Source organism: Bacillus sp. ISL-75 (assembly GCF_018613095.1).
The window spans coordinates 1-12,272 of sequence record NZ_JAGGQX010000099.1 but is presented as its reverse complement, the minus strand read 5'-3'; the positions used below and the strand labels follow the sequence as shown (position 1 = coordinate 12,272).

Annotated in this window: 13 protein-coding genes, 1 pseudogene and 3 other annotated features; of the genes and pseudogenes, 2 read left to right on the top strand and 12 right to left on the bottom strand. The window is 36.5% G+C overall.

Features of this window, described 5'->3' with window-relative positions:
* Positions 1-274: 274 nt before the first annotated feature.
* From J7E63_RS29125 to J7E63_RS29070, 12 genes and pseudogenes are all read right to left on the bottom strand, one after another.
* On the bottom strand, positions 275-475 hold the full coding sequence (locus J7E63_RS29125; protein WP_215018814.1) for a hypothetical protein: 201 nt from the start codon (positions 473-475) through the stop codon (positions 275-277).
* A 23-nt stretch (positions 476-498) separates the two neighbouring features.
* A pseudogene (locus J7E63_RS29120) lies at positions 499-698 on the bottom strand (YnfA family protein); the annotation flags it as partial.
* 113 nt (positions 699-811) lie between these two features.
* Positions 812-970: an iron-sulfur cluster biosynthesis family protein gene (locus tag J7E63_RS29115; protein ID WP_214712727.1), complete on the bottom strand. Its 159-nt coding sequence runs from the start codon at positions 968-970 to the stop codon at positions 812-814.
* A gap of 209 nt (positions 971-1,179) precedes the next feature.
* On the bottom strand, positions 1,180-1,611 hold the full coding sequence (locus tag J7E63_RS29110) for a protein-tyrosine phosphatase family protein (RefSeq protein WP_215018812.1): 432 nt from the start codon (positions 1,609-1,611) through the stop codon (positions 1,180-1,182).
* Positions 1,612-1,625: 14 nt separating this feature from the next.
* Positions 1,626-2,573, bottom strand: a complete 948-nt coding sequence (gene trxB / locus J7E63_RS29105) for a thioredoxin-disulfide reductase (protein WP_215018810.1) — start codon at positions 2,571-2,573, stop codon at positions 1,626-1,628.
* A gap of 17 nt (positions 2,574-2,590) precedes the next feature.
* A complete protein-coding gene (arsA, locus tag J7E63_RS29100; protein ID WP_214712731.1) occupies positions 2,591-4,360 on the bottom strand; it encodes an arsenical pump-driving ATPase in 1,770 nt (589 codons plus the stop codon).
* Between the two features lie 16 nt (positions 4,361-4,376).
* On the bottom strand, positions 4,377-4,742 hold the full coding sequence (gene arsD / locus J7E63_RS29095; RefSeq protein ID WP_215018809.1) for an arsenite efflux transporter metallochaperone ArsD: 366 nt from the start codon (positions 4,740-4,742) through the stop codon (positions 4,377-4,379).
* Positions 4,743-4,842: 100 nt separating this feature from the next.
* Entirely contained in the window at positions 4,843-5,265 is a 423-nt protein-coding gene (arsC, locus tag J7E63_RS29090; RefSeq protein ID WP_214712741.1) for an arsenate reductase (thioredoxin), read from the bottom strand.
* Between the two features lie 26 nt (positions 5,266-5,291).
* Positions 5,292-6,347, bottom strand: a complete 1,056-nt coding sequence (gene arsB / locus J7E63_RS29085; protein ID WP_214712743.1) for an ACR3 family arsenite efflux transporter — start codon at positions 6,345-6,347, stop codon at positions 5,292-5,294.
* A 26-nt stretch (positions 6,348-6,373) separates the two neighbouring features.
* Positions 6,374-6,721 carry an ArsR/SmtB family transcription factor gene (locus J7E63_RS29080; protein ID WP_215018807.1) on the bottom strand — a complete coding sequence of 116 codons (348 nt, stop codon included), beginning with the start codon at positions 6,719-6,721 and terminating at the stop codon, positions 6,374-6,376.
* A gap of 258 nt (positions 6,722-6,979) precedes the next feature.
* Positions 6,980-7,474: an arsinothricin resistance N-acetyltransferase ArsN1 family A gene (locus J7E63_RS29075; RefSeq protein ID WP_215018805.1), complete on the bottom strand. Its 495-nt coding sequence runs from the start codon at positions 7,472-7,474 to the stop codon at positions 6,980-6,982.
* Positions 7,471-8,118 (bottom strand): recombinase family protein, encoded by a 648-nt coding sequence (locus J7E63_RS29070; RefSeq protein WP_214712754.1) that lies wholly within the window; start codon positions 8,116-8,118, stop codon positions 7,471-7,473. Before J7E63_RS29070 ends, J7E63_RS29075 begins: the two co-directional genes overlap by 4 nt.
* 494 nt (positions 8,119-8,612) lie before the next feature.
* Between J7E63_RS29070 and J7E63_RS29065 the strand changes: the two genes are divergently transcribed.
* Together J7E63_RS29065 and thrS are read left to right on the top strand one after the other, a co-directional pair.
* Positions 8,613-9,620 carry a DUF3231 family protein gene (locus tag J7E63_RS29065; protein ID WP_215018803.1) on the top strand — a complete coding sequence of 336 codons (1,008 nt, stop codon included), beginning with the start codon at positions 8,613-8,615 and terminating at the stop codon, positions 9,618-9,620.
* 415 nt (positions 9,621-10,035) lie between these two features.
* Positions 10,036-10,269, top strand: a binding site (T-box leader).
* A 41-nt stretch (positions 10,270-10,310) separates the two neighbouring features.
* Positions 10,311-10,542: a binding site (T-box leader), on the top strand.
* 39 nt (positions 10,543-10,581) lie between these two features.
* Positions 10,582-10,813, top strand: a binding site (T-box leader).
* 53 nt (positions 10,814-10,866) lie between these two features.
* Positions 10,867-12,078 (top strand): threonine--tRNA ligase, encoded by a 1,212-nt coding sequence (gene thrS, locus J7E63_RS29060; RefSeq protein ID WP_215018801.1) that lies wholly within the window; start codon positions 10,867-10,869, stop codon positions 12,076-12,078.
* The last annotated feature ends 194 nt before the right edge of the window (positions 12,079-12,272 follow it).

The following is a 12,272-nucleotide window of genomic DNA, read 5'->3' as shown; positions in this document are numbered from 1 at the left end:
TTGGGATCAATATATCATAAAGTGCACTGTATGAACTGAGTACTAATTCTTTTTTAGGTAGCATAGTTTCACCAATTTCCCACATTTTTTCTATCTCTATAATACCATTTTTACTTCATCAACTAAATGATGGTACGAAAAAAGGAAGAGTTTCCTCTTCCTTAAATCATGAAGACCATATTGAGACTTTTTCAGCAGTCTCACAGTTCTGGTGCTCTTTTATCATTTATTAGAGATTTTAAGGAGTAGCCTACCCCTTTTTGGTTGGCATTTGTCAGCCGCCTTCTACACAGGTTAAATTAGAACTTCCCACAGCACTGTTTAATCCACTTAAAAGAGAAGTAAGGAGATGACTCTCTACAAGATCTTGTAATGATTTTTCAGATTGCGGGACATTATATTTTTCAAAAATCTCCCTTGTTTCTTCCCAGAATTTAATAATCGCTTTAGGTGACATATTTGCCTGTATAACCATTTTTTTAACTCCTTATTAATGGTTTAATGTCTTGCTGCCCATAACATAACAGAAACCCCTATTAAACAAATAATAGCATCAATCCAATCGTATGTGTCAGGAGTTTTTTTATCAATTCCCCATCCCCATAGGACAGAAAGAAGAATAAAAACCCCTCCATATGAGCATAACCCCGACCAAATGATGGGAAGGTTTGAAATGTCGGTATTAGTCCAATTAATATACTATTTGAATATCTTTTGCAAAATAGATACTATTTACATGCTTGAAAGTGGCAACAAAAATAAGAAAAGAGTAGTTAGCCCTTGATTTGCTAACTACTCTCTATGCTCTTATCTAACAACAGTTACTTTCATTTCCTAATAACACGAGACCATTTGCCTCTTGATTAAAATCAAGAGTAAGACCATCAGTATAAGGTTCAATGTCAGGATCAATTGCAACTTGTATTTCATTAATGGTTACTACTTTATCATTATCATCTGGCTTGTCCAAAGCCAGCCCAACTTTTGGAGCCCCTCAAGACATTCCTCCAAAATAGACACGAATGTTTTTTGCATCGTGTTCTTGGAGCAGTTGCTTTAATACATCACGTGCTTGATCTGTGATATTCAATTTGTCCATCACCTTTCAAAAAATTTTATTCTTACTTATCTTACTTGCTTTTTAACATTCAGGAAATTAAAAAGTCTTATCCATTAATCTTAATAAGCATTAGGATAAATGCGTTGTAACGCTTCTTTCATTTGAGGCTTTACATTAACTTTTGGACGTGCTGCCTTAGCCATTTCTTCAGCCTCATCAATTGTCTTCGCTTTACCTAATGACAATAAGGTTCCAACTGCAACAGTTCCCGCACGGGTGCTTCCGCCGCCACAATGAAAATAAACTTTTTTCCCTTCATTATAGGCATTTACAACGTGGTCAATCGATTTTTTGATTGATTCGTCTTGATGTTCGGCATCGTCCACGATTGGGCTATGAATACGTTCGTAGCCTGACTTGTTCTCATGTGACTCTGCCCGCAAATCGAAAATAACATCGGCTTTTTCATTTTCCATCATATCTTTCACATCATCTGCCCCGCCGAAATAAATCCGATTTTTAATCAATTCATTATAGTTCTTTGTAGTCATGATTTCTCCACCTTTTATAATGATTTGCTCCAATCATGAGAAGCATTGCTTTCGAGATACCGTTCTGCATCTAGTGCTGCCATACAACCTGTTCCTGCTGCTGTTATGGCTTGGCGATACTTCCTATCTTGAACGTCTCCGCATGCAAAAACACCAGGAATATTGGTTTCTGTTGTTCCAGGTATAACATTAATGTACCCTGTCTCATCGGTATCGATTTGACCATTTAGGAAAGCAGTATTTGGTGTATGTCCAATAGCTACAAAAATACCGTCCGTTTCGATTAATTCTTCTTTACCTGTTTCGTTGTCACGGACCTTTAGGCCTGTCACTTTTACGCCATCTGAGAGCACTTCTAATGGTACCTTGTTAAGTGCCCAAGAAATTTTGTTATTTTCTTTTGCACGATCCTGCATAATTTTTGATGATCTTAGCTTATCTCGACGGTGAACAATGGTAACTTCTGATGCGAATTTCGTTAAGAAGTTTGCCTCTTCCATAGCAGAATCTCCACCACCAACAATAATGACTTTTTTTCCACGGAAAAAGAAACCGTCACAAGTTGCACAAGTGCTAACCCCTCGACCAATATTCTCTTTTTCACCAGGAATATAAAGCAGTCTAGCTGATGCACCTGTCGAAAGGATAAGACATTCCGTTTGTATTTCTCCTAATCCGTTTACTTGTAAGGTGAATGGCTTTTTAGATAGGTCAACATCGGTAACCCAACCTCTTTTAAATTCTGCACCAAAACGTTCTGCTTGTTTTCTCATATTATCCATTAATTCTGGGCCCATAATGCCATCTACAAATCCTGGGAAGTTCTCGACCTCTGTGGTTAACGTTAATTGTCCACCTGGCTGATTGCCTTCAATAACCAGTGGCCTCATGTTTGCTCTTGCTAAATAAATCGCTGCTGTTAAACCAGCAGGACCTGTTCCAAGAATAACGACCTTTTCCATACGGTTCCCCCCCGTTATCAGTCAATAAACTTTTTTAACTGGTTGTATCCTGTGTTTTCTTCACTCATTAAAGGGACTATTGCACATTTTTCTGCTAATTCAGTGGTCACTTTGTTAATCCAACCTTTTTCAGCTTCTGCTCTTCCCTTTAATACAGGATCTTTTGTTTCAGTGGCGTAAAGGCTCTGGTTAATTACCCACCATTTAGGGGTTATATCTGCACGTTTTAAATCGTCCTGTAATCGACTAGCTTCTAACACTGGAGTGGCCTCAGCTAATGTTACAATGACCACGCTGGTTTCTTTTGGATTCCTTAAACGAGGCAACAGTGTTTTCACACTCTCAGGTATCTCCCCTGTTGAACGGGCTAGTTCTTTATGATAAGACTGAGCAGCATCTAAAAGGAGTAAGGTGTGCCCAGTTGGAGCTGTATCAATCACAACGATTTCATCCTTTGAACGGGCCACCACTTCTGCAAAAGCACGAAATACGGCAATCTCCTCCGTACAAGGAGAGTTTAAGTCTTCTTCAATATAGGCAAGTGCTTCTTCATCAAGATCATTACTTACCTTCGATAACACTTCTGCCTTGTAAGCCTCAACCTCTTCTGTCGGATTAATACGACTAATGGTTAATTGTTCATTTAGTTCACTTTTTTGAAAAACGAACTCTAAATGGGCAGCGGGGTCTGTTGTGGTTAAATGTACTTTATGACCCTTTTCTACTAATCCAACGGCCATTGTGGATGCCATGGTGGTCTTTCCAACACCACCCTTCCCCATTGTAAAAATCACTCTAATATTATTTAAGGAGAAGTGTTCAATCACTTCATTTAAGGCAGGTAGAGATATAGTATTGTCTTCAACCTCTGTTCGTGTAGCTGGCATTGTATACCGTTTAAATAAGAAACGTAAGTTTTGAACACCTGTTAAGGAATAGGGAACAAACGGTAAGGAATATGTCACAACTTGTTTTAAATCGTTTGGCATTTGCTTTATGGCATTACGTTGTCGTTCATAAAATGCAGTTGAAACTTTATCGTCTGGCAGATAAGATTGCATTAAACCGTTAATAATGAGAGCTTGGTTTGAAATACCAATTTCTTTTAATTCCTTTGATGCACGGTTTGCCTCAAGTAGTGAAGACTCATCGGGTCTTGCAACAAGAATGAGCGTTGTTTTTGTTGAGTCCGATAGAGCGTCCATTGTAACGGAATAGACTTGCTTCTTTTCTGACAACCCAGATAAAGGACCTAAACAAGAGGCACCATGTGTGTTCTCTTCTAAAAAGCCACTCCACGCAGTTGGCAAGTGAAGAAGCCGTAGAGTATGACCCGTAGGTGCCGTATCAAAGATGATATGCTCGTAAGCATTAACTACATTAGGATCAGCCAATAGATTTGTAAACTCATCGAATGCTGCAATTTCAACTGTACAAGCACCTGATAATTGTTCCTCCATAGTAGCGACTACTGCGTCAGGAAGCTTTCCTCGATAGGGTCCAATAATTCTGTCTCGGTATGCTCTTGCAGCTTCTTCAGGATCCAGATTACAAGCATATAGGTTCGGTACACTTTGGATTGCCATTGGAATATTCGTTAGCCCAACTTCCAATACATCCTGTAAGTTTGAGGCAGGGTCCGTACTTACCAGCAAGACCTTTTTCCCTTCATCAGCTAGTGCTACAGCTGTTGCACACGCAGTCGATGTCTTCCCTACTCCACCTTTTCCTGTCAAAAATAAAAACTTGGTGTTCACAATCATTTTCGGATGGAAAGATTGAAACATGAACTTCACTTCTTTCTTATTTCGATGGTTTTAAATCAATTGTAAGACGTGGTTTTGGTTTTTCGCTAAGTTCCTCAGCTGTTACTCCAAACCATTCCGCAAATTCATCGTTGGTTGGATATGCTCCAACTTTAGCAATTTTACCTTCAACTAAGGTTACTGGGAGTGAATCTGGACCCTTTTCGTGAAGAACTTTGTTCACCTCTTTTTTTTCAACAAAAATGGCGGGTTCAAATCCAAGGTTATATCGTTTTATGTCATATCCTTTTTTCTCTAATAGAAAGATAGCAGTTGCCACTCTGGTTAACTCTGGATCTACACTGGGACCACATACACCAGTAGCACAGCACAATGCTGGGTCAAATATCTCAACTTTACTCATTTATCTAACCTCCTAAAGGGTTTCAATATAAGCATTTACTTATATGGATGCTAAAATTAAGGCCAAGAGTATTTATTACTCTTGGCTATTAAATTCTTTCTTACTCACCAGTTTCCGCAAAACGCTTAATGCGATCTCCGATTTCGTCACGCACACGTTGGAAGAATGCCCATTTTTCTTCGTCTGTTCCTTGAGCTTTGGCGGGATCATCAAATCCCCAATGAACTCGTTTAACTTTTGGTGGTGTGATTGGACATTTATCAGCAGCGTCACCACATAAAGTTACAACTAAATCGGCATTGTTTAAATACTCAGGATCAATAATATCAGAAGTATGTTTTGAAATATCAATGCCAGCCTCGTTCATTGCTTTTACAGCATTAGGGTTTAATCCGTGAGCTTCGATACCCGCACTGCGTACTTCCCACTCGTCACCTAAATGTTTCTTTGCCCAACCTTCTGACATTTGGCTTCTGCAAGAGTTTCCTGTACATAAGAAGTAAAGTTTCTTTTTGTTTTCCATGTTGATTTCCACCTTTATTATTAGTTTTAGGCTGCATGTTCTTTAAAATATTTTCTTTTAAACCATAATGCCACGTTTACCAATGCAATCATGACAGGTACTTCTACAAGTGGTCCAATAACGGCCGCAAAAGCTGCACCAGAATGGATTCCAAATACACCAACAGCCACAGCAATCGCTAATTCAAAGTTATTACTTCCAGCTGTAAAAGCAAGAGTTGTTGTTACAGGGTAGTTCGCTCCAATTTTCCTCCCCATGAAAAAGGAAACAAAGAACATTATTACAAAGTAAATTAATAAAGGAATTGCTATACGAACTACGTCTAATGGCAAGCTTACAATAGCGTCCCCTTTTAATGAGAACATAAGAATAATCGTAAATAGTAAAGCAATTAAGGTAATAGGACTGATTTTAGGAATAAACACTTTTTCATACCATTGTCTGCCTTTAGCCTTTACCAACGTAAAACGTGTAATCATTCCAGCTATAAAAGGTATTCCAAGATAGATGAAAACTGATTTAGCTACTTCTATCATCGTAATATTTACAACTGCCCCTTGGATTCCTATCCATTCAGGGATGATGGTTACAAACACATATGCATAAACAGAGAAGAATAACATTTGGAAAATAGAGTTGAATGCTACTAAACCAGCAGCGTATTCCGTATCTCCTTTTGCAAGATCATTCCATACAATAACCATCGCAATACAACGAGCTAAACCAATCATGATAAGACCAACCATATACTCTGGTTTATCAGGAAGAAAAATAATGGCTAATAAAAACATTAGAATTGGTCCAATGATCCAGTTTTGTACAAGCGATAAAGCTAAGACTTTTACATCTTTAAATACTCGCCCAATCTCCTCATAACGAACTTTTGCTAATGGAGGATACATCATTAATATTAAGCCAATGGCAAGTGGAATAGATGTAGTTCCTATCTGCAAACTGTTCATACTGTCTACAAATCCAGGAGAGACAAATCCTAAGCCAATTCCTATTGCCATAGCAAGAAAAATCCAAAGCGTTAGGTATCGATCCAGGAACGATAGACGTTTTTTTTCTGTATTACTCATTTTCTCACTCCCTATTTAAAATAAAGCTAACATCCGCATTGAAGTGTCGGATTCGCCTTTTCAATCATTTTGATTTTATCTGTCTGGTCTGGAACATGTTCCAAAATATCTTCAATAAGTCCATAAAGCTCACTTTCATAGTTAAGGGAATAATATATCCACTGGCCTCTTCTTTCCTCTTTAACCATTCCTGCATCTTTTAATTTTCGAAGATGCTGGCTAATTGATGGCTGGCTCATATCAAACACTTCAAGAAATTCACATACACAACACACACGTTGTTTTAAAATAGCTATAATGGTCAAGCGGGTTTTATCACCTAATAACTTTAAAACATTGGCAGCACTTTCTAATTCAACTATTGATTTCAACATGGTATACACCTCCTCTTTATACATATAAGCAAATAGTAATTTACTTATTTAAAAACCATTAAATTATAAAGGTTTTATAATTTTGTGTTGAATTAATGAAAATTACGCATATCGTATTATTGATATCATCGTTTAAATTGGCATATAACTATTCGCTTATATATTAGAACAATCAACAATTTAAATCAAGTATTTTAATGTAAAGTTATTGTAAATAAAAAGACTGATAACCTAAGCTATCAATCTCATTTATAGCGGTTATAATAAATTTTCCATAGCTATAACATCAACAAATTCACCATCTAGAACCCCTTGGTTTTTAAACACACCTACTTCTCGATAACCCATTTTTTTATATAACCCTTGTCCTAATTGATTGAACGGGAACGTAAAAAGCACCATTTTATGAAATCCATTTTCTTTGGCTAGGAATTCAAGCCTAACCAAAAGCTTTTTTCCAATTCCCTTTCCTCTGTATTCTCTTGAAATATAAACGGAAAGATCAGCAACTCCACCATAAGCACATCGGTTATTGTATTGGTTTAAAGAGGCCCATCCCACAATATGTCCCTCTTCCTCAGCTACAATTGCCTTATATCGGCCAGTATGCTTATCAAACCAATCTTTCATGTAGGAATAATCCTTTATATCTGTTTCTAAAGTGGCAATTCGGTCCTCAATACCTTGATTGTAGATTTCCTTTACGAACTGTATGTCCTGTTCAGTTATTTGTCGTATAATTATGTCCTTCAATTTTCTTCCTCCCGTAATATAACCCCAATTTCATATTCTTTTATGATTTTATAAAATGTGTTCTTCTTTAATTCCATTTGATTCATAAAATCAACGGCTGTCATTTCCTTCCTTTTCCATTGTTCATAATTTGCTTTTAGAATTTTTAATTGCTTATCAGATAATGAGCCTAGGTTCATTTTTGGTCTGCCTAAATGTTTACCTTTTGCTTTTGCAGACTCAATGCCCTCCCGTTGCCTTTTATTAATATCTTCTCTTTCTTTTTCAGCAACAAAAGAAAGAACCTGCAAAACTAAATCTGAAACAAATGTACCTAAAGTATCTTTATATTGTGTTGTGTCCAATAACGGCATATCAATTACCTTTATATCAGCTTTTATTTCGGAGGTAATGATTTCCCATTCTTTTTTAATTTCTTTGGAATTGCGGCCAAAACGGTCAATTGATTTGATATACACTAAATCTCCTTCACGTAAACACTGCTTTAACGCTGTGTATTGCGGGCGATTAAAATTTTTTCCACTCTCTTTATCAATGAATATATCCCTTTCATTAATTCCTAACTCAAGCATTTCATTAAGCTGTCGATCTATGTTTTGATCTTTGCCGCTAACTCGAATGTAACCAAACGTTTTATTTTTCATGATGTAAGTATCTCCTTGATGCTGTTAGATTAGATACTTAAATTATATCACGATAGTTTATAAATATATATATTATTTTGCAAACGTTTGTAAATATCCTTTTATACCTTTAAAAACAAATAAAACATTAATATTTAAGTAGAGTCCTAGTGTTTATAATGGTATACCTTTACGAATATATTTAATTCCCTTTTATGCCAATAGCAGGTCAGGATGAAGAATTAAAATCTTTTTAGAAGTTATATTCGGCGTTAAACCACCTGATTACGTCAAAGAGTTAATGCTTTTTGCGTTGTATCTTAAGCAAAATTGGAATTCCAAGCGGTAGTTTACAGTAGGTAAGTATTCGATGCACGGCTGACTTGCGGATTGGTCGTCTTATTTGCATTTTATGACTGGATTACCACACTATCAAGGTCATCTTAGGCTACATAAAAACAAGTTTATTCGGAAAGAATATACCAATATATATATCTTTGGAGGGGGTACGGAATATGATCAACCTAACATCATCAGAAATCGCTTGTACTTGGACTGGCTATATGAACGATAGTGTGGCTAAGTGCATTCTTGGTTATTTTCTAGTACATGTTGAAGACGCAGAGATAAAGCCTATTATACAGTTTGCATATGACCTTACAGTTTCTCATATAGAAAAACTAACTCATCTTTTCGAAGAAGAACAATTGCCATTACCAACAGGATTTACTAACGAAGATGTCAATTTAAATGCTCCTCGCCTATATACTGATTCATTTATGCTGACTTACATAAACCACATGGCAAAGGTTGGTTTACTTGCTTATAGTGGACTCGTTTCCATGAGTGCAAGAAAAGATGTAAGGGGTTATTTTATGGAAGGACTAAAAGAAACGTCAATTTTATTCGACAGAAGTTCAGATGTCGCACTTTCTAAAGGATTGTTTGTAAGAGCACCGTATATTGCATACCCAACAAAGACTGATTACGTAGATAGCAAAAGTTATTTAAGTGGTTTTTCTCTTTTCAATAAGCAACGCCCTTTAAACACAGTTGAAATATCTCATCTTTATATGAACATTCAAACCAATTTAATAGGTAGTCATCTTTCTATTAGTTTTGCTCAAACATCACCGAGAAAAAATATACAAAAGTGGATGTTAAGAGGTAACGATATTTCAAAAAAGCATATGCAGATTTTTTCTGCAACTCTACTCGACAATGATATACAACCACCAGTTTCACCAGATGTTGCTATAACAAATTCAACTACACCGCCATTCTCAGACAAACTAGCCATGTCTCATATGGCATTGTTAAGTGCGACTGGTTCAGGAAATTACGCAACTGGAGCGGTGGCAAGTCAAAGAACAGACCTTTTTCTAAATTATGAACGCTTATCGCTAGAAGTCGCTCAGTATGCTAAGGACGGAGTTAACATCATGATTGATAACAAATGGCTAGAACAACCACCTGGAACTACCGATAAACAAAAACTATCCCAAACAAAAGACACCGAATAATTAAAGTTTATGGCTGATATTTCAATAAGAGTGTCGCCTTTTCTTATTTAGGGATACGACAATTTAGTCTAGTTACTGTCACTGGAATACTGGTCGGTATTGATTACTTATTTATGGTGTGTGCTTTTTTACCCACTTATCCAGATACTTTTATAAAACTTTATTTCACAAACCTGCCACGTTAGCGGAACGAGGAAAGCGATTGCTCTTATTGAACAATCGCACCCGGTAGTTTAAGTGAAACTATTCACAAGACATTCAACACTTCTCACACAAATTCCTACCTGGTATAATTCTAATTCAACTGATACCCTAGTTATTAGAATTTATATTCGGTCATTGTATCTTGTAATACAATACTTGACATTTTTAAATATGTGTATTATAGTTTTCAACAAGAATAAATCACAAATCTAATTAGGCTATGATAAGGACATGAATCATTGGTACATTTTCTTGATAGAGAACAGGGTCATTGGCTGAAAGCCCTGAAGAAAAACGAATGATTTACCACCTTGGAGCTATTATAGGGAAATGTATCATTCAAAGTATCTATAATCGGTAAATCCGTTATCTTTTTTGAGCATAAAGCATTCTTAATTGTGTTTTATGGAATCAGGGTGGAATCACGACCACACTCGTCCCTATTATTGGGATGAGTGTGGTCTTTTTTTTTATACAAAATTAAATAGTTAGGCGTTGAAAAGGACATGAATCATTCTTCGTTTTCTTATCAGAGAACAGGGTCATTGGCTGGAAGCCCTGAAGAAAAGTGAATGATTTACCACCTTGGAGCTATTATAGGGAAATGTATATTCAAAGTATCTATAATCGGTAAATCCGTTATCTTTTTTGAGCATAAAGCATTCTTAATTGTGTTTTATGGAATCAGGGTGGAATCACGACCACACTCGTCCCTATTATTGGGTTGAGTGTGGTCTTTTTTTATACAAAATTAAATAGTTAGGAGTTGAAAAGGACATGAATCATTCTTCGTTTTCTTATCAGAGAACAGGGTCATTGGCTGGAAGCCCTGAAGAAAAGTGAATGATTTACCACCTTGGAGCTATTATAGGGAAATGTATCATTCAAAGTATCTATAATCGGTAAATCCGTTATCTTTTTGAGCATAAAGCATTCTTAATTGTGTTTTATGGAATCAGGGTGGAATCACGACCACACTCGTCCCTATTATTGGGATGAGTGTGGTCTTTTTTAATACAACTTAAAATCAGGAGGAATAAAAATGTCTAATCAACTGGAAGCAGAAAAAAGAAATCATCGAAAGCTAGGTCAAGAGTTAGAACTGTTCACTTCAATGGATGAGGCTCCAGGAATGCCTTTTTTCTTACCAAATGGATTGGTGATTCGGAATGAACTTGAAAATTTATGGAGAAAGAAACACAAAAAGGCAGGCTATCAAGAAATTAAAACACCCATTATGTTGAAACAGGAACTTTGGGAACAATCAGGTCATTGGGATCATTATCATGAAAATATGTATTTTTCCAATGTGGATGAACAAAATTATGCCATTAAGCCAATGAACTGTCCTGGTGCTATATTAATTTTCAACAGCAAACGAAGAAGCTATCGAGAATTACCTATCCGTTTTGCAGAACTTGGATTAGTTCACAGACATGAACTTTCGGGTTCTTTAAATGGACTTTTAAGAGTGCGTTCCTTTACTCAAGACGATGCACATTTATTTGTTCGAGTTGACCAGATTGAGTCCGAAATTGATAAAGTTCTTGAGTTAGTAGATGAGTTTTACTCCCACTTTGGTTTTGAATATAAAGTAGAGCTTTCTACGAGACCAGAAGAGTACATGGGTTCCGAAGAAATCTGGGGTAAAGCTGAATTAGCGTTGGAATCTGTTTTGAAGAGTAAAGGAGTTAATTACCAGATTAATCCTGGTGATGGGGCATTTTATGGTCCGAAAATAGATTTTCATATTTTAGATTCACTTGGAAGAAGCTGGCAATGTGGTACAGTCCAATTGGATTTTCAAATGCCTCAAAAGTTTAATTGTGCTTATGTAGGTGAAGATAATAAACTTCATCTTCCCGTTTTGATTCATAGAGCCATCTATGGTTCCGTAGAGCGTTTTATGGCAATTTTAATTGAACATTTTGCTGGGGAGTTTCCACTTTGGCTGGCACCTGTTCAAGCAAAAATAATACCTATTTCTGATTCACACGCAGTTTTTGCAAATGAAGTGAAATCCCAATTGGAATCAGCAGGATTGCGTGTGGAAGTCGATTATAGGGCTGAGAAGATGGGATTGAAGATTAGAGAAGCTGAAAAACAAAAGATTCCTTACATGCTTGTTATCGGTGATAAAGAGATGGAGAACCAATCCTTGGCGTTAAGAAAGCGAAAAGAGGGAAACCTTGGTGTGATGAGTATACAAGAAACAATTGAACAGTTCATTAAAGAAATTAACAGTAGTAGATAAACTCCATTCAAAGCCCGAAAGGATTATATTCCTTTTGGGCTTTCCCTTAAAAGTACCCCAAAGATTGGAATACCTTGTTAAACTAACCTGCTAGTTACTTCAATAACAAAAAAAGATCGCCGTAGCGGTCCTCAACTTAAACTAATGCACCCGTTAGCCATCCATGAAGCGCAAAAATCAGCGCTTCACCACAG

What these genes read in the sequence shown, in the direction of transcription:
- J7E63_RS29125 (WP_215018814.1), bottom strand. Translation starts at nt 475, where the DNA reads ATGGTTATACAGGCAAATATGTCACCTAAAGCGATTATTAAATTCTGG.
- J7E63_RS29110 (WP_215018812.1), bottom strand. Translation starts at nt 1,611, where the DNA reads ATGACTACAAAGAACTATAATGAATTGATTAAAAATCGGATTTATTTC.
- trxB (WP_215018810.1), bottom strand. Translation starts at nt 2,573, where the DNA reads ATGGAAAAGGTCGTTATTCTTGGAACAGGTCCTGCTGGTTTAACAGCA.
- arsA (WP_214712731.1), bottom strand. Translation starts at nt 4,360, where the DNA reads ATGTTTCAATCTTTCCATCCGAAAATGATTGTGAACACCAAGTTTTTA.
- arsD (WP_215018809.1), bottom strand. Translation starts at nt 4,742, where the DNA reads ATGAGTAAAGTTGAGATATTTGACCCAGCATTGTGCTGTGCTACTGGT.
- arsC (WP_214712741.1), bottom strand. Translation starts at nt 5,265, where the DNA reads ATGGAAAACAAAAAGAAACTTTACTTCTTATGTACAGGAAACTCTTGC.
- arsB (WP_214712743.1), bottom strand. Translation starts at nt 6,347, where the DNA reads ATGAGTAATACAGAAAAAAAACGTCTATCGTTCCTGGATCGATACCTA.
- J7E63_RS29080 (WP_215018807.1), bottom strand. Translation starts at nt 6,721, where the DNA reads ATGTTGAAATCAATAGTTGAATTAGAAAGTGCTGCCAATGTTTTAAAG.
- J7E63_RS29070 (WP_214712754.1), bottom strand. Translation starts at nt 8,118, where the DNA reads ATGAAAAATAAAACGTTTGGTTACATTCGAGTTAGCGGCAAAGATCAA.
- J7E63_RS29065 (WP_215018803.1), top strand. Translation starts at nt 8,613, where the DNA reads ATGATCAACCTAACATCATCAGAAATCGCTTGTACTTGGACTGGCTAT.
- thrS (WP_215018801.1), top strand. Translation starts at nt 10,867, where the DNA reads ATGTCTAATCAACTGGAAGCAGAAAAAAGAAATCATCGAAAGCTAGGT.